Here is an 18,128-nt window from a genome sequence, read left to right on the forward strand (position 1 = left end):
GCCTGCCCCTGGTCACCGGGAACCGCCAGGACACTCGCCGTCGAGCTGACGGCTCGTCACGGCAAGGATCCAAGAGGCTGACCCTAGGGACAGGACCTAGGCGAGCAGGCGGGCCGGGAGGTACGGGGACTCGACGCGGACGGCCCAGCCGCGGCGCCGGGCGTGGCAGGCGAGGGCGAGGATGTCGAGGCTGATCGCGGCGTCGGGGTCGGTGGCGCGGTCGGCGACCGAGTGGTGGTCGCGGTGGGCTTCGAGGGCGTCGATCAGCGCCAGGTTGAAGCTGGTCTCGTCGCCCTCCACGAGCTGGGAGAAGAGGACGACCGGTGGCGGGAGGAAGCCCCAGTCCTTCGCCATCTCGACCTCACGCAGGGCCTGTTCGGTGGCCGGAAGCGGGTCGACGCCCCGGAAGTAGTCGTGCAGGGCGCGCCGGTAGGAGCCGTACGCGGAGCGGTCGGCGGTGGAGTGGGTGGGGCCCGCGAGGACGATCGGGGCGAGGTCCTCGCGGACGCCGGTGATCAGGGCGAGGTCGAGGGCGAGCTGCCACGGGCCGGGGCCGGATTCCTCGCCCCGGGTGGCGGGGTAGCGGACGGTGCGGCCGTCGATGGTCACCTCGGCCTCGGTGCCGGGCTCGGCGAGGGCGATGCGGAAGAGCGCGGCACCCAGTTGGGAGGCCAGGCGCAGGCCGGCGAGCTGGGTGTCGGTGACGTCGGCGGACTGCGAGGCGCGGGCCCGGATGAGGAGCGCCTGCTTGCTCAGGGCGCTGCCGAGCCAGTGGACGGCGTGGCGGTCGTCGGGCTCGGGGTTGATCGCCTCCCGGGTGCGCCGCTCGTACAGCGCCTCGGTGTCGGGGTGGAGCGGGAGGGCCGGGCTCGGTCGGTCGACGCGGACGGGCCCGGCGGCGAGCTGGGCGACGGCGTCGGGGCGCCGGGCGCGGCCGAGGCCTTCGACGCGGGGGCCGGGGCCCGCGAAGCCGGTGACCAGGGTGTGCGGGAGGTAGTCGGTGTCGACGGCGGGGAGCCAGCCGTGGGCCCGGTGGGCGAGCGTGGCGAGGGCGAGCGGTAGCAGCGGGAGGAGGCTGCGGGGGCGGGTGCCGTCGGCGCGGTCGAGGAGGGCGAGCATCCCGGAGTCGAAGGCCTCGCGGTCTTCGGCGGCGAGGGCGCGCAGGGTGTGCAGGGCCTGGGTGGCCTCGCTGTCCCGGTCCTCGATCAGGGCCAGCGCGGCGTCGATGGCGGCGAGCCGCTGCTCGGGGGTCTCGGCGTGGGGGGCGTTCTCGTCGCGGGTGTCGCCGAGGAGGTGGGCCATGAAGCCGTTGACGAGCTGGGCGGCGGAGTAGCCGCCGCCGGCGGGCATGGTCTGCCAGGTGAAGGCCAGGGCCTCGCCGTGCCGGGCGAGCTTGTCGGAGAGGATCACGAGGCAGAGCGCGTCGAGCCAATACTGCGGGAGGACGAGCCTGCGGCGCACGCTCCCGTCCGCGTCCTCGGGGTCGTAGCTCATCCCGAAGTTCGGGTAGTCGAGGAACACCTGGAAGGTGTCGCGCGCGTAGTACGCGGCGAACGCGATGGCGCCGGCGGCGGCCTCGGTGGCGTCCTTGAGGACGGCCTCGGCCTCGGGGGTGTCGAGGGCGGGGGAGTCGGCGGAGAGCGCGCCGAGGTAATCGAGGAACTCGTCGGCGATCAGCCGCCATTCGGTGGCGGTCATCAGGCCGGCGCGGGAGTAGGAGTGGACCATCCCCCCGATCCGGTCGGCGAAGCCCTCGCGGGCCGCCGAGACCGCCGACTGGTTCACCTGGTGACGCTCGATCCGCACAGCTCTGCTCCTTGATCCCTTGCCTGGTCGCCAGCCTAGGCGTGGGGTCCGACAGCGTGCCGTGCGGGGTCGGAGGAGGGCGCGGTGTTCCAAGTGCTGTTGTGAAAGGTCGTGATTGGGCTGGGCCCTGTCCGGCAGGATCGGCCGGACCGGGCCCACCACCCTCCGGTCGGTCAGGCGACGGTCAGGACGATCTTGCCGGTGGTGCGGCCCTGCTCGCCGAGTTCGTGGGCCTTGGCGGCCTGGTCGAGCGGGAGGGCGGTCTCGACCACGGGCCGCAGCGCGCCCCGGTCGGCCAGGGCGGTGAGCTCGCGCAGGCCCAGGTGGTCGGGCTCGACGAGGACCCAGGTCGCCCGTACGCCGTCGCGGGCCGCGGGGACGTCGCCCGGGCCGGGCAGGGTGATCAGGCGGCCGCCGGGCCGCAGGACCCGCAGCGAGCGCTCGGCGGTCTCGCCGCCGAGGCCGTCGAGCACCACGTCCACGTCGGACACGGCCTCCTCGAAGCGGACCGCGCGGTAGTCGATCACCTCGTCCGCGCCCAGTTCGCGCAGCAGCCCGTGCTTGCCCGCGCTGGCGGTGCCGATGACGTGGGCGCCGCGGGCCTTGGCGATCTGGACGGCCAGGTGGCCGACCCCGCCGGCCGCCGCGTGCACCAGCACCCGCTCGCCGGGGCGCACGTCCGCCGCGTCGACCAGGGCCTGCCAGGCGGTCAGCCCGGCCAGCGGCAGCGCCGCCGCCTCCACGTGGGTCAGGCCGGCCGGCTTCGGGGCGAGGTGCCGGGCCGGTGCCACCACGTACTCGGCGTAGGCGCCCGCCTGGCGCGGGAAGAGCGGCATCCCGTAGACCTCGTCACCGGGGCGGTGGATGCCCACCCCGGGGCCGACGGCCTCCACCGTGCCCGACACGTCCCAGCCGACCGCGGGCACGTCGCCCCACTCGATGAGTCCCCCGCTGGCCCGGGTCTTCCAGTCCACCGGGTTCACCCCGGCCGCGTGCACCCGCACCAGGACTTCGTTCAGCCCGGGCTCGGGCCGCGCCAGCTCCCGCTCGACCAGCCGCTCGGGACCGCCCCACTGCTCCACCACCACTGCACGCATGACCGTGTGCCTCGTTCTCTTCGGATCCGGTTGGTTCGCTTCGCCGCCGGGGCTCCCCGGCGCGACGCGGTCAACGATCCGGCATCCGGGCCGCTCGCGGGGTTGGCCGTCCGGCCACTATGTGACAGGATCTGGCCATGGGCAGGATTCGGTCGGTAGCACCTCAGAACACCTCGAACCGGGCGCCGGCGGCCCCCGGTCCGCACCGGATCGCCGTGCTGGCCCTGTCCGGGGTCCCGCCGTTCGAACTGGGCATCCCCTCCCGGGTGTTCGGCAGCGCCCAGGACGCCGAGGGCCGCCCGCTCTACGAGGTCACCGTCTGCACGGCCGACGGAACCGCCGTCCTCAGCGACGCCGGCTTCACCGTGCAGCCGGCCGCCGGCCCCGAGGCCCTGGCCGCGGCGGACACCGTGATCATCCCGCCCACCCACGCGATGCCGGAGCTGGCCCGCGGCGGCCCGCTGCCGCCCGAGGTCACCGCGGCCGTCGCCCGCATCCGCCCCGGCACCCGGCTGGTGTCCATCTGCTCCGGCTCCTACGTGCTCGCGGCGGCCGGATTGCTCGACGGCCGGCCGGCGACCACCCACTGGAACCTCGCCCCCGAGTTCCGCCGGGCCTATCCGGCGGTCAAGCTCGACGAGGAGGTCCTCTTCGTCGACGACGGCGACGTGCTCACCTCCGCGGGAGTGGCCGCGGGCGTCGACCTCTGCCTGCACATCATCCGCCGCGACCACGGCGCGGCCACCGCCAACCGGGCCGCCCGGATGTGCGTCGTGCCGCCGTGGCGGGACGGCGGACAGGCCCAGTACATCGACCGTCCCGTCCCGGACCCTACCGTCGCCGACACCACCGCCACCCGGGCCTGGGCCCTCGACCACCTCGGCGAACCGCTGCCCCTCACCCGGCTCGCCGAGCACGCCCGGATGAGCTTGCGCTCCTTCACCCGGCGCTTCCGCGACGAGGTCGGCATGACCCCGGTCCAGTGGCTCACCGCCCAGCGGCTCGAACTGGCCAAACAGCTCCTGGAGACCACGGACCTGTCCATCGACCTGGTCGCCCACCGGGCCGGCTTCGGCACCGCGAACTCCCTGCGCGCCCACATGCGCGCCTCCTTCGGCATCTCACCCGCCTCCTACCGCCGCACCTTCGGCACCGACGACCGGGTGCCCGCGCTCAGGTGACGGGCGGCCGGACGGGCGGGACGGGCGGGACGGACGGCCGGTCGGGCGGATGGGCGGATGGGCGGATGGATGGACGGCCGGTCGGGCGCGGTCAGGGGGGTGGTGCGGGCAGTTCCACCGTGACGCGCAGGCCGCCGCCGGGGCGTGGGGTGAGGGTGAGGGTCCCGTCGTGCGCCCGGGTGATGGAGCGGACGATCGCCAGGCCGAGCCCGACGCCCGCATGGTCGGTGCGGATCCGGCCGGTGCCGCGCTGGAACGGTTCGGTGAGCGTCGCGACCAGTTCCGGGGAGAGCGGCTCGCCCGTGTTGTCGACGGTGAGCAGCGCGACCCCGGGGCGGACCCGGGTGTCGACCCGTACCGTGCCGCCCGCGGGCAGGTTGTGGACGATCGCGTTGTGCACGAGGTTCACGGTGAGCTGGAGCAAGAGTGCCGGCGATCCGGTCGTGGGGGCGACGGAGCCGGCGGTCTCCAGGGTGACGCCGTGCCGTTCCGCGAGCGGCAGGAGGGTCTCGGTGGCCTCCTCCGCCAGCAGGGACAGGTCGACGCGCTCCCGGGTGAAGGAGCGCCGGTCGGCCCGGCTGAGCAGGAGCAGGGCCTCGGTGAGCTCGATCGCCCGGGTGTTGACGACGTGGAGGCGGTCGATGATCTCGCGGGCGTCCCGGCCGGGATCGGTACGGGCGACGTCGAGGAGTGCCTTGGAGGTGGCCAGCGGGGTGCGCAGCTCGTGCGAGGCATTGGCGGCGAACCGCTGCTGTTCGCCGACGTGGGCTTCGAGCCGGGCCAGCATCGTGTCGAAGGCATCGGCGAGTTCCCGGAACTCGTCCGCGCGGCCGGGTAGTCGGATCCGGTGCGCGAGCGATCCGGTGGAGGCCTGCCGGGTGGCCTCGGTGATGCGGGTCAGCGGGGCCAGCACCCGGCCGGCCAGGACCCACCCGCCGACCAGGCCGAACACCAGCAGGAAAGCCAGCACCACGGCCGCCCTGGGGGCGAAGACGCGCAGGAGGTTCGACCGGACGGGGAACACCCCGTGGGTCGGGGTGTCGGTGGAGCCGGCGATCAGGAACGCCCGGTCGGGGACGTAGCGCAGCAGGAACAGCCACACCGCGGCGAGCAGCAGGACGGCGGCGACCATCAGGAACCCGGCGTAGCTGAGGGTGAGTTTCAGCCGGACGCTCGGCCCCGGTGACCTGGGCCCCGGACAGGAGCTAGCCACGCCGCCCGCCTTCGCCCGACGTCGACCCGGGCGCCGCCCCCGGGCCGTCCGGTGCCGTGTCGATGCGGTAGCCGACGCCCGGCACGGTGGCGATGATCCAGGGTTCACCGAGGCGCTTGCGCAGCGCCGAGACGGTGATCCGCACGGCGTTCGTCAACGGGTCGGTGTTCTCGTCCCAGGCCCGTTCCAGCAGTTCCTCGGCGCTGACCACGCCGCCCTCCGCGGCGACGAGGACGTCGAGCACGGCGAACTGCTTCCTGGTCAGCGCGACGAAGCGGCCGTCCCGGTAGACCTCGCGTCGGAACGGATCCACCCGCAGGCCCGCGAGTTCCCGCACCGGGGGCCGGCTGTGGCCGCGCCTGCGGTCCAACGCCCGGAGTCTGAGGGCGAGTTCACGGAGCTCGAAGGGCTTGGTGAGGTAGTCGTCGGCGCCGAGTTCGAACCCGGAGGCCTTGTCGTCGAGACGGTCGGCCGCGGTGAGCATGAGGATCGGCAGGCCGCTGCCGGAGGCGACGATGCGCCTGGCGATCTCGTCACCGGACGGCCCGGGGACATCGCGGTCGAGGACGGCGATGTCGTAGGTGTTGACGGCGAGCAGCTCCAGCGCGGTGTCCCCGTCACCGGCGATGTCGGCCGCGATCGCCTCCAGCCGCAGGCTGTCCCGGATGGCCTCGGCCAGGTAGAACTCGTCCTCGACGATCAACACGCGCATCCCTCGATGCTACGAGCCGGTGCCTATCGTCCGCGTATCGGAAATCGCTTACGGCCCGGCAACACCACGCCGCGTTGACTGGCGGCATGAACCACGAGCAGGACGCGACGATGACCGCGGGGGAGCGCCCGGCGCCGATGACCGGGGCGGGAACGACGACCGGGGCGGGAACGAGGGCGGAAACGGGAACGGGGGAGCCGGGCGGCGGTGGTCGGGGGAGCGCCCGGCGCCCGGCGCTGCGCCGGGCGGTCCGCGCCCTCTCCCGGCCGGAGCCGTGGCGGCGCGGGCCGCTCCTCACGGCGCTCGCGCTGCTGCTCGGCCTGGTCCTGCTGCTGCACACGGAGATACCGAACGCCGGCTGGCACCTCGGCAGTCTGGTGGAGACCTTCCTGCCGTGGTTCGGCCTGTTCGTCCCGCTGCTGCTGGCGGCCGCGCTGTGGCGCCGCTCCGCCGCCGCGGTGCTGGCGCTGCTGCTGCCCGTCGTGGCGTGGCTCAACCTGTTCGGCGGCCTGCTCGCCGACAAGTCCCGCCCGGGCGGCGACCTCACCGTGGTCGAGCAGAACGTGAACGCCGACAATCCCGACCCGGCCGGCACCGCCCGCCACCTGGCCGGCTCCGGCGCGGACCTGCTGGCCCTGGTGGAGCTGGCCCCGCAGGCCGTGGGCACGTACGAGAAGGGGCTGGCGGCGGCGTACCCGTACCACGTGGTCCGGGGCACCGTCGGCCTCTGGAGCAGGCTGCCGCTGGGTGACACCCAGCCGATCGACGTCATGGACTACGGGCCGCTGGCGGCCCGCCAGCCGGCGGACGACAAGACGGCCGGGAACCGGGCGCTGCGCACCACGGTGGCCACCGAGCGCGGGCCGCTGACGGTGTACGTGGCACACCTGGGGTCCGTCCGGGTGTACCCCGGGGCGGGCTTCGCGACGGCCTCGCGCGACATCGGCGTGCAGGCGCTCGGCAGGGCCCTCGCCGCCGACCCGAGCGAGCGGACGCTGCTGCTCGGCGACCTGAACGGCAGCCTGGACGACCGCGCGTTCGCCGGCCTCACCGCACGGATGCGCTCGGCCCAGGAGACGGCCGGGGACGGTTTCGGTTTCAGCTACCCGGTGTCCTTCCCGGTGGTGCGGATCGACCAGATCCTGGTCCGCGGCGTGACGGCGACGAGCTCCCGGGCCCTGCCGGACACCGGCAGCGACCACCTGCCGGTCGCGGCCGGCATCAGCTGGTGAACACTCCGCCCCGCCTGGCTACCGTCCGCGCCGACGGGCTGACCGGCCGCGGTTCTGCTGACCGGCCGCCGTCCCGCTGACCGGCCGCCGGACGGGTGGATTGCGTGGCCGGCGGCGCGCGGCGGCGGCCAGGGGCGCGCGCCGCCGTTCACACTCCCGCCGTACGGCGGACGGCGGCACCGAGGGACCGGAGCCGCGCCGCCCGGACGAGGGAGGACGTCGATGCATCGTCACGGCGCAGCCAGTCGCACCGCCCACGGCCCCGGCCGGGCCGTCGCCGCGCCCGTGCTGGCGGGCCTGCTGCTGAGCGGCCCGCTGCTCGCCGGGTGCACCTCCGCGGCCGCCACCGACCCCGAGGCCGCCCCCACCCCGAGCCCCTCCTCCGTCCCGGCGACCGCCCCGGCCACCGCGCCGCCCGCCCAGCCGGCGCCGCAGCTGACGGAGCAGCAGGTGAACGCCGCCGTGGGCCGGATCGACGGCTACGTGCAGGACGCGATGGCCAAGACCGGTGTCCCCGGGGTGGCGATCGCGGTGGTGTACCAGGACAAGGTGATCCACGCGAAGGGCTTCGGGGTCCGTGAGCTGGGCAAGCCGGACCAGGTGGATCCGGACACCGTGTTCCAGCTGGCGTCGGTCTCCAAGCCGATCTCCTCGACGGTGGTCGCCGGGGCGGTCGGCCAGAAGGTCGCGAAGTGGGACGACCCGGTCACCGCCCATGACCCGGGCTTCGCCCTGGCCGACCCGTACGTGACGAGCCATGTGACGATCGCCGACCTGTTCTCGCACCGCAGCGGCCTGCCGGACCACGCCGGGGACCTGCTGGAGGACCTCGGCTACCAGCGCGACTACATCGTCCAGCACCTGCGCGACCAGCCGCTCGGCCCGTTCCGGGCGAGCTACGCCTACACCAACTACGGCCTGACCGAGGCGGCCGCGGCCGTCGCCAAGGCCAAGGGGGTGGCCTGGGAGGACCTCGCGGCGGACGTCCTGTACCGGCCGCTGGGGATGAACTCGACCAGCTCGCGCCGCTCCGACTACGACAACGCGACGGACAAGGCGGCGGCGCACGTCAAGACGGCCGGCGGCTGGCAGGTCAGCACCACCGAGAACGCCGACTCCCAGTCGCCGGCCGGCGGGGTGAGCTCCACCGTGCAGGACCTCGCCCGGTGGATGCGGTTGCAGCTCGCCGACGGGAAGTTCGAGGGCCGGTCGGTGATCGACCCGGCCGCGCTGAACGAGACCCGCACCCCGCAGTACGTCAGCAGCCCGCCGAGGGCGGCCGCCGGCACCGCCGGGTTCTACGGCCTGGGCTGGAACGTCGGCACCGACCCCCAGGGCCGGCTGCGGCTGAACCACTCGGGCGGCTTCGAGCTGGGCGCGGCGACCACGGTGACCCTGCTGCCCTCCGAGCAACTGGGGATCGTGGTGCTCACCAACGGCCAGCCGACCGGCCTCCCGGAGGCGGTGGCCGAGGAGTTCTTCGACGTCGCCCAGGAGGGCCGGGAGACGGTGGACTGGCTGGGCTTCTTCGGCAAGCTGGTGCCCGCCGCCGCGGCGAGCCCGGCCTCGAAGACCGACTACGGCAAGCCGCCGGCGAGCGCCGCCCCGGCCAAGCCGAACTCCGCGTACACCGGGACGTACGCCAGCGGCTACTACGGGCCGTTGACCGTGACCGAGCAGGACGGCGGCCTGGTGATGACGGTGGGGCCGGCCGAACTCCAGTACCCGCTCCAGCACTTCGACGGCGATGTGTTCAGCTTCCTGAGCAAGGGGGAGAACGCGGTCGGCCTGTCCGGGGTGAGCTTCACCGTGGGGTCGGACGGGCGGGCCGGGAAGGTGGTGGTCGAGCAGCTCGACGTGGACGGCCTGGGGACCTTCACCCGCGGCTGACCCGGACGCTGCGAGCGCCGACCCCACCCCTGGCCGGCGCTCCGTCAGTATCGATACGAATAATCCACCCGTGCGGGTGGTGTCGGCGTAGTGCTCCCGCCGAGCTCCGGTCGGCACGCCTATAAAGAGCCGGTCATGTTGATCGACTGATGGGTTCTCACCATGTTGCAGGCCGCTCTGCGGGTGCTCACCGCCGTCTCCCTCGCCTCCGCCCTGTCCACCGTCGCCGTCGCCCCGGCCGTCGCCGCCCCGGTTGGGCCGTCCGTGCCCGCCCCGCGCGCGGCCGCCGATGACGACCTGACCACCCCCTGCGGGCCGGTCCGCGACTACCGGGCCTCGGACTGGTGGAGCACCACGACCGAGCCGCAGATCGCCCAGACCGTCGCGGACCAGGCGACGGCGGAGCGCTGGCAGTGGCGCAACGACGTCAACACGCTCTGGCGCGGCGACACCCGGGAGAACGTCGAGGACATCTTCCGCGGCGGCTTCACGCCGCGCGGCGAGCAGGTGACCCCGCTCGCCGAGTACATCGTCAAGGGCGGCGGGCAGAACAGCGCACACCTGAGCACCAGTTGCACGCAGTGGGTGGCCCAGAAGTTCGCCACCTACGGGGACACCAAGACCGGCTGGGTGTACGAGATGTACGCCCCCGGCGGGATCGACGTCAACGCCACCGCCCGGCTGAACGGCTACCAGTCGCCGTACCTCTGGAACAAGGAGATCGACTTCCCCGGCGGGGTCGAGGGCCGGTACATCAAGGGCGCCTGCAAGTACCACCTGCTCTCCACCGACCCGAACACCAAGATCAGCACCTTCGAGAACCTCGGCTGCAAGTCCAACTCCGGCTTCGCGCCGTACCCGAACGTGCCCGCCGGCTCCTGACCGCCCCGCGCGGAGCGGCGGTCGCCCCACCGCCCCCCGGGGCTGCGGCGTTGCCCGGGTCGGCGGGCGTCCGATGGGTGGTGGGGCGCCCTCCGCGCAAACTTGTCTGACCAAGTTCGGCCTGTGTTCGCCCGCGCGCCCTTCCCCGGGCGGTGCGGAACCGGTACCTATGTCCCGCCCGTGGTGCACCGCCACGGCACCCACCCTCATGCAACCAACGGGACGAGGTACCCCCATGCGACTGCGCTGGAGCCCCATCGGCGGACTGCTCGCCACCCTCCCGCTCGTCGGCGCACTGGTCGTCGCCGCCCCCGGCCCCGCGCAGGCGGCGGGTGGCAGCGGCAACCTGATCGTCAACGGCGACGCGGAGGCCGGCGGCTACTGCACCAACGACTGGAGCGCGGCCACCACCGTCCCCGGCTGGACCGTCCAGGCCGGCGGCGTCAACGTGATGTGCTCCACGGTCGGCTCCTTCGGCCTGCCGACCGACGGACAGGCTCCCGGCAAGGCCTTCTTCGGACCGGGCAACTTCGGGGACGGCTCGATGAGCCAGACCGTCGACGTCTCCTCGGCGGCCGGCGCGATCGACGGCGGCGGCGTGCACTACGACCTCGCGGGCTGGCTGGGCGGTTGGACCACCTACGGCGGCTACGCCGCGGTGAGCCTGCACTTCCAGGGCGCCGACGGCAGCCCGCTCGGCGCGACCGCCAAGCTGCCCACCGTCTCCGCCACCGACCGGGGCCTGGGCACCAAGTTCCTCTCCCGCAGCGCCACCGGAGCCGTCCCGGCCGGCACCCGCTCGATCCAGGTCGAGGTGCAGTTCCTCTCCACCACGAACGAGACCGGCTACCTGGACAACCTCTCGCTCACCCTCGACACCCCGGTCGCCGCGCCCGCGCCGGTCGCCCCGCCGGCCTCCCGAGTGCCGGGCTACGACCACGTGTTCACCGTCATGATGGAGAACACCGACTACGCCCAGATCATGAACGACCCGGCGGACACCCCGTTCATCCACGGCCTGATGGCCCAGGGCGCCACCCTCACCGACGCGCACGGCGTCTACCACCCCAGCGACGAGAACTACCTGGCCGTCGCGGGCGGCGACACCTACACCAAGGGCGCCACCTACTGGCCCAACATCAACTCCCCGCAGCGCAACCTCGGCGACACCATCGAGGGCGCCGGCAAGACCTGGAAGGCCTACGAGCAGGGCATGGGCACGCCCTGCAACACCACCACCCAGTACGACGCCAAGTACGAGCCCGACGACGCGCCGTTCATCAACTACACCGACATCAGCGGCAACCCGGCCCGCTGCGCGGCCCACCTGTTCGACACCACCCAGCTGACCACCGACCTCAAGTCGGCCGCCACCACCCCGAACTTCTCCTGGATCGCCGCCGACGACTACTACGACGGCGAGGCCTCCGGCAACGGCAACGCCACCAGCCTGAAGACCCAGGACGGTTGGCTGCAGCAGACCCTCGCCCCGGTGCTGTCCTCGCCCGCCTGGACCCAGGACCGCTCCCTGCTCCTGCTGACCTGGGACGAGAGCTCCGGTGAGGCCTACAACCACCTCGCCACCATCGCCGTCGGCTCCCAGGGCACCGTCCCGGCCGGCACCAGCAGCCCGCTGCACTACGACCACTACGGCATCGGCCGCACCATCGAGTCCGCCCTCGGACTGCCCGGCCTCACCGCCAACGACACCTACGCCACGCCGCTGAACGCCGCCTTCGCGCCGTCCACCGCGACCGGCCCGACCCTGACCGGCGACCTCGGCGCGGTGGCCAACGGCGGCAACCTCACCCTGCGCTACGCCCTGCCGACCGCCGCCCAGGCCGGCGCCAAGAACTGGGTCGGCTTCTACCCGGCGGGCGTCACCCCGGGCTCCCGCTCCTCGCTGACCTGGTCCTACGCCCCGAACCAGAGCGGCGCCCTCACCTTCGCCACCGGCAAGCTCGGCGGCCCGGGCCGCTACGACGCGTACCTCCTGGCCAACGACGGCTACTCCGTCCTGGCCGGCCCGTTCACCGTCACCGTCGGCTGACGACCCGGCGGCTGAGGGGGCCCGCCCGGCGGGCCCCCTCGGTGGCCGGGCCCCGGACGCTTCAGACGCCCCCGCCGCAGCCGGCACCGCACCCGCCGCCGAAGCCGCAGGCGCCCACGCCCTCGCTCCGGCGATGGTCACCGGTGGCGCGCTTGGCCGCTGCCGCGTTGGCACGGCGGCGGGATCCCGCCTCGCAGTACCGCAGGTCGTGAGCGCCGGGAAGAGCCGAGAACCCGCCCAGGGCGATGGCCGCCGACCCCGGCTCGCGGTGCTCGGCCGTGCGGACGTCGCCGAGCACCCGGGAGCCGAGCGCGGTGAGGGGGCGGTAGGTGTTCAGGCGCGGCCGCATCCGCCCGCCGACCCACAGGGCCACCGCGAACAGCGCGGTGAAGCCCACCAGCGGCACGAGCCAGGCGCCGTGCATCGCGAGGGTGGACACCAGGGCGGCCGCGCCCGCCACGGCCACCGACGCCCGCGCCACGGATATCCACTCGTCGGCCGCCCACATCCGCGCGACCAGCTCCTCGTCCTCGAACAGTCCCGAGTCCGCCAGCCGCTTGCGCAGCGCCCGCGCCTGCGGGCAGCGGTCCACCGACCGGAGCAGCTCGCCGAGGTCGCGGGTGCGGGTGGGCCCGAGCAGACGCAGGACCTCCTCCTCGAACCCCTCCAGCTCCCCGGGGCCACCCTGCGGGGAGTGCCGGGCGGTGGTCGCGGTGACGTCCCCCGAGCGGGAGACGACGAGCCGGCCCCGGTCGCACATCTCCACGACCTTCAGCTCCGCCAGATGCCCCGTCAGGCAGGCGACTTCGTACCGGTCGAGGTCGAGGTCGAGGTCGAGGTCGAGGTCGAAGTCCCGGCCCGCAGCCAGCCGTTCGGCCCGGCGCAGCTCACGCTGCGCCCACCGACAGCGCGCGCAGACCACGACCAGCACCACCCCGGCCGCCGCCCCTAGCAGGAGCACCACTACCACCCACATGACGTCCTCCCCCGGGCAGGTCAACCCAGTCTGGGCACCCCGGGGCCACCCGGCAAGCTCCGGTCCCGGTACCCGGAGCGGCGGTTCAGCTGCCGGTTCGAGGCGCGCGAGGCCCCGGCGTCAGTTCGGTCACCAAGTCATCTTCAGCCACGGCTAGGACTGCTCGGGAGGGCCGTCTCCGGTGGGGAGGGACTGGACGGCCTGGGCGATGTCGGTGCGGAGCCGGTCAAGGCTGTGGTCGGGGCCGAAGATCATGCGGCGGAGCTGGGGCATGGCCAGGCTCCAGCCGACCAGGCCGAGGGCGAAGAACAGGCGCGTGCGGGGGTCGCCGCTGTCGTGGGCGGCCTGGAGCTTGTCCTGGTAGTGGCGGGTTCGGACCTCTTCGCCGGGAACGGGTCGGTCGCCGAGTTCGAGGGCCTCCCACATGAGCAGCCGCAGCGCCTCGGGGTGGGCGCGGTGGTAGTCGAAGAGGCGCTCGGCGTAGGCGGGCAGGTCGTCGTCGCCGGGCGGGACGGCCTGGGCGAGATCGGCCATCAGGCGTTCGAGGACGGCGGCGAAGAGCCGGTCCTTGTCGCCGAAGTAGTCGTAGATCGCCCGCTTGTTGGCCTGGGCCTGGGCGGCGATGCGGTCCACGCGGGCGCCGGCGACGCCGTGGGCGGCGAATTCGGCGGCCGCCGCCGTGAGGATCCGCTCTTTGGTCGCGGTCGAGTCGTAGGCCATGGACCGATGGTAACGAACTGGTTCGTTTGACGATCGCGCAACGCTCTGTCACTCTCTCATCGAGCGTCCGAACCAACTAGTTCGTTCGATTGGAGTGGTGATGCCCAGGACCGATCCGCCCCGGACCGATCTGCCCGCGCCCGTCTCGCCCGCGCCCGTCCCGTCCGCGCCCGTGGCGCTCGGGCCCGTCCCGTCCGCGCCCGTCCCGTCCGCGCCCGCCGCGATCGGTCGGCGGTTGCCGCTGGTGATGGCACTGGCCTGCGGCGTCAGCGTGGCGAACGTCTACTTCCCGCAGGCCCTCACCCCGCTCGTCGCCGACGGGTTCGGCGTCGCGCCGGGTACGGCCGCCGGCGTGGCCACGGTGACCCAACTCGGGTACGCCGCCGGGATCTTCCTGCTGGTCCCGCTCGGTGACCGGCTGCCCCGCCGCCCGTTGATCACCGCGCTGCTGGCCGTGACGGGCTGCGCGCTGCTGGCCGCCGGGCTCGCCCCGGCCACTGGCCTCCTGGTCGCCGCCGGTGCGATCGTCGGCCTGGCGACGGTGGTTCCCCAACTGCTGCTGCCCCTGGCGGCGGGCCTGGTCGCACCCGACCGGCGCGGCGCCGTGATCGGTACCCTGCAGGGCGGCCTGATCGGCGGGATCCTGCTGGCCCGCACCTTCGGCGGAGTGGTCGGCGAACACCTCGGCTGGCGTGCCCCCTACCTGGCCGCCGCCGTGCTCACCGGGCTGCTCGCGCTCGTGCTCGGCCTGGCCCTGCCCACCACCGCGCCCGCCACCGGCGAACGGTACCCGGCCCTGCTCGCCGATACCGTGCGGATGCTGCGCACCGAGCCGGGCCTGCGCCGTTCCGCGCTCTACCAGTCCACCCTCTTCGCCGGCTTCAGCGCCGCCTGGACGGCGCTCGCCCTCCTGCTCACCGGGCCCCACTACCGGATGGACGCCCAGGCGGTCGGTGTGCTGGCCCTGATCGGAGCGGCCAGCATGTTCTGCGCCCCTGCGGCCGGCCGCTGGGTCGACCGGCACGGCCCGGACCGGGTGAACGGATGGTGCATCGGAACCACCCTCGCCGCGGCCGCCGTGCTCACCGCGGGCGCGGCGGGCGGGGCGACCGGCCTGGCCGCCCTCACCGCCGGCCTCCTGCTCCTGGACGTGGCGGTGCAGTGCAGTCAGGTGGCCAACCAGGCCCGGATCTTCGCCCTGCGCCCGGAGGCCCGCAGCCGGCTGAACACCGCCTACATGACCTGTTCGTTCCTCGGCGGAAGCGCCGGATCCTGGCTCGGGATCCGGGTCTTCGCCCGGCTCGGCTGGCCCGGAGTGTGCGCCCTCGTCGGGGTTGCCGCGGCCGTCGCCCTCGCGGGCCGACTGTGGCGCCGGGTTGGCACGGACACCCCGCTCGCGTCATGAGCGGTGGTTGCTCACTCGCGCGGGCGCCGCCGCTTCCGCGACCAACTCGCCGCCCCAGAAACGGAATCCACCACCGAAGGACCATCCCATGACATTCCCGGCCATGCCCCCTGCCGTCCTGCAGTTCTTCCGTGCCTCCCAGGAAGGCGACGCCGACACCTGGGCGGAGGCCTTCGCCGAGGACGGTGTCTTCCATGACCCCATCGGCACCCCGCCGATCACCGGACGCGCCGCGATCCGCGAGTTCATCGCCTCCGTCCTGCCCGGCTTCCGGCCCTTCCTCGGGCTGACGCCCCTGGAGGCGCACACCGTCGGCAACCACGTCGCCGTCTCCTGGCGCGGCGCCGCCGTCGCGGTGGACGGCAAGCCGGTCAACTGGTCCGGCATCAACATCTATGAGCTGGATGACACCGGCCTCATCCGGGAGGCCACGGCGTACTTCAACAGCGCGGCCTTCCGGGCCCAGCTCGCCGGCTGAACCGAACCGGCCTGGAGGACTTCGCAGTCGGGGAGTCCGCGAGGGCAGCTGATCGCTGCTGCGATGCCGCCGAAGGCGGCGACGCGGTCGGCCTCCCGCCGGTGCCGCGGGCAGCGACCGCCACGGGCGGTAACTCAAGGCGCTACGGGGGCCGAGAGGTGCCGGCGGCGATCGTGTTCGTCGCCGCCTCGGGGTGTGCCTGGGCCCAGCGGCGATGATCGGCACTCGCGGGCTCCCCGGCTGAGAAGTCCTCTTGACCGGTTGAATCGCCTGGAGGTTCAGCCGCGCGGGAGCGGGGTGGCCCACGGTTCGTCGTCCAGGCGCAGGGCGTTGGCCAGGGTGGCGATGATGCGGTACCAGCCGGCCAGGACGAGGAGTTCCAGCAGCTGGGCGTCGTCGTAGTGGGCGGTCAGGGCGGTCCAGGTGGCGTGGGAGAGGTCCGCGGTGTCGTGGAGTTCGTCGACGGCGTGCAGCAGCGCCGCCTGGCGGTCCGTCCATTCCGGGCCGAGCGTGCGGTGAGCGGTGGCGGTGAGCTGCTGGTCGGTGAGCCCGGCCCGGCGGGCCAGGGTGGCGGCGTGCACGCCCCACTCGTAGCCGCACCCGGCCCGGGCCGTCGTCCGGGCGATGACCAGTTCGCGGTCGGCGGCGGGCAGCAGTCCGTGCCCGAGCAGCCCGGAGCCGAGTGCGAACATCCGGGAGGCGAGTTCGGGGTTGCGGTGCAGCACGCGGAAGAGGGCGAGCGGTTCGTGCGTGACCCCCGGCGGCATCCAGCGGAGCAGTGACCGCTGGACGTCGGCGGGGTGGGGCGGTTCGAGCGGCTGGATGCGCGGCATAGTGCACTCCCTGGCGTCGGGTCCCGGGTGCTTCTGTTTCCGAAGCACCACTATGATGCTTCGGAAACAGAAGCACAAGGAGGGTGTTCATGGACGGCCCCGAAACCCCCGCGGCGGCGGGCCCGCCGCGCCCCGGCCTACCGGTCCGGGGCTCCGCCTCGGGCCGGCCGGTGATGGCCGCGCTCGACCTGCTCGGCCGCCGCTGGGCGCTGCGCGTCCTCTGGGAGCTGAGCCAATCACCAGGCGGCTTCCGGGAGTTGCAGCGCCGGTGCGAGCGGATGTCCTCCAGTGTGCTGACCGTCAGGCTCGCCGAACTGGCCGAGGCCCGGATCCTCACCCGCGACGGCGAGCTCTACCGGCTCACCCCGCTCGGCGAGGACCTGGTCGCGGCCCTCGGCCCGCTGGACGCCTGGAGCCGCCGCTGGGCGGAGGAGCTGGGCGGCTAGGCGGCCGCAGCCGGTCGGGCGGGCGTCAACCATGGCGCCGCGCAGGCGAGTTCGGTGCCCGCGCGCGGCCCGCCGGAACGCTGCGAAAACGGTGCGACTACCCGGGCGGCCCGCGACTGCGCGACGGTCGGAAGGTGCAGGCAATCACCGACCGGCCGTCCACCGGCGCCGGAGACACCGACCGCGCGTCGGCCGAGCGGGCCCCGGCGCCCCGACGTAGGCTCGCGGCCGTGACCGCCCCGCCCGCTCCCGCCCCGGCCGGACTGACCACCGGGGCCCTCGCCCGACGGCTCGGCGTCTCGCCCACCACCATCCGCTCCTGGGAGCGCCGCTACGGCATCGGCCCGGCCCACCGCGCGCCCGGGCGGCACCGGCGGTGGGAGCCGGACGACGTGGCCGTGCTGGAGGAGATGTGCCGGCTCACCGCCCGGGGCGTCAACCCCGCCGAGGCCGCCCGGGTCGCCCTGGTGGGCGCCGCGCCCGCCCCGCCGGAGCCGAGGACCGGTACGGCCTCCGGCGGCAACACCCTGCCCGTGGGCACCGTACGCCCCGAGTGCCGGGGCCTGGCCCGCGCCGCCGTACGGCTGGACGCCCCCGAGATGGCGCTGATCCTGCGCCGCAGCGTGGACGCGCTCGGCCCGGTCACCGCCTGGACGGAGGTGATGACCCCCGCGCTGCGGGCGGTCGGGCGCAAGTGGTCCACCGAGGGCGAGCGCTACGTCGAGGTGGAGCACCTGCTGTCCTGGCACATCTCGGCCGCCCTGCGCCGGGCCGCCGACCGGGCCGAGCCACCCCCGGGGCCGGCCGCGCTGCTCGCCGGGATGCCCACCGAGCTGCACGCCCTCGCGTTGGAGGCGCTCGCCGCCGCCCTGGCCGAGCGCGGCCTGCCGTTCCGGATGTTCGGCCCCGCCCTGCCGCCCGAGGCGCTGCTGGAGGCGGTGCGCCGGACCGGTCCGCCGGCCGTCCTGCTGTGGTCCCAGGTCACCCGAACCGCCGACCGGGCGCTGGTGGAGCGGGTGGTCCGGACGGCCTGGGGCCCGCAGGGCGCGCGCACCCAGCCGGTGGTGCTGGTCGCCGGCCCCGGCTGGACCGGCCCCCGCCGCCCGCCGGGTACCCTCCGGCCCCGCGACCTGGGCACCGCCCTCGACCTGCTGGAGGGCCTGCTGCGCTGACCGGAGCCGGGTAGGCGTACCACGGACGGAACACG

General features: G+C 74.2%; 16 protein-coding genes. 9 read left to right on the forward strand and 7 right to left on the reverse strand.

Annotated elements, in window-relative coordinates:
• Nucleotides 1–96: 96 nt before the first annotated feature.
• Together ACZ47G_RS35460 and ACZ47G_RS35465 are read right to left on the reverse strand one after the other, a co-directional pair.
• Entirely contained in the window at nt 97–1,806 is a 1,710-nt protein-coding gene (locus ACZ47G_RS35460) for an immunity 49 family protein (RefSeq protein WP_465749905.1), read from the reverse strand.
• Between the two features lie 173 nt (nt 1,807–1,979).
• Nucleotides 1,980–2,903 carry an NADP-dependent oxidoreductase gene (locus tag ACZ47G_RS35465; RefSeq protein ID WP_465749907.1) on the reverse strand — a complete coding sequence of 308 codons (924 nt, stop codon included), beginning with the start codon at nt 2,901–2,903 and terminating at the stop codon, nt 1,980–1,982.
• A 137-nt stretch (nt 2,904–3,040) separates the two neighbouring features.
• On the opposite strand from ACZ47G_RS35465, the gene ACZ47G_RS35470 reads away from it, so the two are divergent.
• A complete protein-coding gene (locus tag ACZ47G_RS35470) occupies nt 3,041–4,084 on the forward strand; it encodes a GlxA family transcriptional regulator (protein WP_465749909.1) in 1,044 nt (347 codons plus the stop codon).
• A gap of 91 nt (nt 4,085–4,175) precedes the next feature.
• Here ACZ47G_RS35470 and ACZ47G_RS35475 read toward each other — a convergent pair whose 3' ends face one another.
• Nucleotides 4,176–5,216 (reverse strand): sensor histidine kinase, encoded by a 1,041-nt coding sequence (locus tag ACZ47G_RS35475; protein WP_465749996.1) that lies wholly within the window; start codon nt 5,214–5,216, stop codon nt 4,176–4,178.
• A 73-nt stretch (nt 5,217–5,289) separates the two neighbouring features.
• Nucleotides 5,290–6,009, reverse strand: a complete 720-nt coding sequence (locus ACZ47G_RS35480) for a response regulator transcription factor (protein ID WP_465749911.1) — start codon at nt 6,007–6,009, stop codon at nt 5,290–5,292.
• A 137-nt stretch (nt 6,010–6,146) separates the two neighbouring features.
• Between ACZ47G_RS35480 and ACZ47G_RS35485 the strand changes: the two genes are divergently transcribed.
• From ACZ47G_RS35485 to ACZ47G_RS35500, 4 genes are all read left to right on the forward strand, one after another.
• Nucleotides 6,147–7,241: an endonuclease/exonuclease/phosphatase family protein gene (locus ACZ47G_RS35485; RefSeq protein ID WP_465749998.1), complete on the forward strand. Its 1,095-nt coding sequence runs from the start codon at nt 6,147–6,149 to the stop codon at nt 7,239–7,241.
• A 222-nt stretch (nt 7,242–7,463) separates the two neighbouring features.
• A complete protein-coding gene (locus ACZ47G_RS35490) occupies nt 7,464–9,131 on the forward strand; it encodes a serine hydrolase (protein ID WP_465749913.1) in 1,668 nt (555 codons plus the stop codon).
• Nucleotides 9,132–9,293: 162 nt separating this feature from the next.
• A complete protein-coding gene (locus tag ACZ47G_RS35495) occupies nt 9,294–10,013 on the forward strand; it encodes a scabin-related ADP-ribosyltransferase (RefSeq protein WP_465749915.1) in 720 nt (239 codons plus the stop codon).
• 235 nt (nt 10,014–10,248) lie between these two features.
• Nucleotides 10,249–12,063 carry an alkaline phosphatase family protein gene (locus ACZ47G_RS35500; protein ID WP_465749917.1) on the forward strand — a complete coding sequence of 605 codons (1,815 nt, stop codon included), beginning with the start codon at nt 10,249–10,251 and terminating at the stop codon, nt 12,061–12,063.
• Nucleotides 12,064–12,124: 61 nt separating this feature from the next.
• Here the strand turns inward: ACZ47G_RS35500 and ACZ47G_RS35505 are convergent, their stop codons facing one another.
• Both ACZ47G_RS35505 and ACZ47G_RS35510 read right to left on the reverse strand, forming a co-directional pair.
• Nucleotides 12,125–13,039 carry a DUF2207 domain-containing protein gene (locus ACZ47G_RS35505; protein ID WP_465749919.1) on the reverse strand — a complete coding sequence of 305 codons (915 nt, stop codon included), beginning with the start codon at nt 13,037–13,039 and terminating at the stop codon, nt 12,125–12,127.
• Between the two features lie 153 nt (nt 13,040–13,192).
• On the reverse strand, nt 13,193–13,759 hold the full coding sequence (locus ACZ47G_RS35510; protein WP_465749921.1) for a TetR/AcrR family transcriptional regulator: 567 nt from the start codon (nt 13,757–13,759) through the stop codon (nt 13,193–13,195).
• 247 nt (nt 13,760–14,006) lie between these two features.
• Here ACZ47G_RS35510 and ACZ47G_RS35515 point away from each other — a divergent pair, with 247 nt between their 5' ends.
• Nucleotides 14,007–15,164, forward strand: coding sequence for an MFS transporter (locus ACZ47G_RS35515; protein WP_465750000.1), 1,158 nt, complete (start codon nt 14,007–14,009; stop codon nt 15,162–15,164).
• Nucleotides 15,165–15,267: 103 nt separating this feature from the next.
• Nucleotides 15,268–15,642 (forward strand): nuclear transport factor 2 family protein, encoded by a 375-nt coding sequence (locus tag ACZ47G_RS35520; RefSeq protein WP_465749923.1) that lies wholly within the window; start codon nt 15,268–15,270, stop codon nt 15,640–15,642.
• A gap of 278 nt (nt 15,643–15,920) precedes the next feature.
• On the opposite strand, the gene ACZ47G_RS35525 is transcribed toward ACZ47G_RS35520, so the two are convergent.
• Nucleotides 15,921–16,475 (reverse strand): carboxymuconolactone decarboxylase family protein, encoded by a 555-nt coding sequence (locus ACZ47G_RS35525; RefSeq protein WP_465749925.1) that lies wholly within the window; start codon nt 16,473–16,475, stop codon nt 15,921–15,923.
• Between the two features lie 89 nt (nt 16,476–16,564).
• Between ACZ47G_RS35525 and ACZ47G_RS35530 the strand changes: the two genes are divergently transcribed.
• Nucleotides 16,565–16,921 (forward strand): winged helix-turn-helix transcriptional regulator, encoded by a 357-nt coding sequence (locus tag ACZ47G_RS35530; RefSeq protein ID WP_465749927.1) that lies wholly within the window; start codon nt 16,565–16,567, stop codon nt 16,919–16,921.
• A gap of 230 nt (nt 16,922–17,151) precedes the next feature.
• Nucleotides 17,152–18,093 carry a MerR family transcriptional regulator gene (locus ACZ47G_RS35535; RefSeq protein ID WP_465749929.1) on the forward strand — a complete coding sequence of 314 codons (942 nt, stop codon included), beginning with the start codon at nt 17,152–17,154 and terminating at the stop codon, nt 18,091–18,093.
• Nucleotides 18,094–18,128 lie beyond the last annotated feature (35 nt).

Source organism: Kitasatospora sp. NPDC030952, assembly GCF_055571335.1.

Excerpts from the sequence above, each read along its gene's own strand:
- ACZ47G_RS35480 (WP_465749911.1), bottom strand. The coding sequence starts at position 6,009 with ATGCGCGTGTTGATCGTCGAGGACGAGTTCTACCTGGCCGAGGCCATC.
- ACZ47G_RS35505 (WP_465749919.1), bottom strand. The coding sequence starts at position 13,039 with ATGTGGGTGGTAGTGGTGCTCCTGCTAGGGGCGGCGGCCGGGGTGGTG.
- ACZ47G_RS35485 (WP_465749998.1), top strand. The coding sequence starts at position 6,147 with ATGACCGGGGCGGGAACGACGACCGGGGCGGGAACGAGGGCGGAAACG.
- ACZ47G_RS35520 (WP_465749923.1), top strand. The coding sequence starts at position 15,268 with ATGCCCCCTGCCGTCCTGCAGTTCTTCCGTGCCTCCCAGGAAGGCGAC.
- ACZ47G_RS35490 (WP_465749913.1), top strand. The coding sequence starts at position 7,464 with ATGCATCGTCACGGCGCAGCCAGTCGCACCGCCCACGGCCCCGGCCGG.
- ACZ47G_RS35500 (WP_465749917.1), top strand. The coding sequence starts at position 10,249 with ATGCGACTGCGCTGGAGCCCCATCGGCGGACTGCTCGCCACCCTCCCG.
- ACZ47G_RS35470 (WP_465749909.1), top strand. The coding sequence starts at position 3,041 with ATGGGCAGGATTCGGTCGGTAGCACCTCAGAACACCTCGAACCGGGCG.
- ACZ47G_RS35465 (WP_465749907.1), bottom strand. The coding sequence starts at position 2,903 with ATGCGTGCAGTGGTGGTGGAGCAGTGGGGCGGTCCCGAGCGGCTGGTC.
- ACZ47G_RS35510 (WP_465749921.1), bottom strand. The coding sequence starts at position 13,759 with ATGGCCTACGACTCGACCGCGACCAAAGAGCGGATCCTCACGGCGGCG.
- ACZ47G_RS35475 (WP_465749996.1), bottom strand. The coding sequence starts at position 5,216 with ATGGTCGCCGCCGTCCTGCTGCTCGCCGCGGTGTGGCTGTTCCTGCTG.
- ACZ47G_RS35495 (WP_465749915.1), top strand. The coding sequence starts at position 9,294 with ATGTTGCAGGCCGCTCTGCGGGTGCTCACCGCCGTCTCCCTCGCCTCC.
- ACZ47G_RS35525 (WP_465749925.1), bottom strand. The coding sequence starts at position 16,475 with ATGCCGCGCATCCAGCCGCTCGAACCGCCCCACCCCGCCGACGTCCAG.
- ACZ47G_RS35530 (WP_465749927.1), top strand. The coding sequence starts at position 16,565 with ATGGACGGCCCCGAAACCCCCGCGGCGGCGGGCCCGCCGCGCCCCGGC.
- ACZ47G_RS35515 (WP_465750000.1), top strand. The coding sequence starts at position 14,007 with ATGGCACTGGCCTGCGGCGTCAGCGTGGCGAACGTCTACTTCCCGCAG.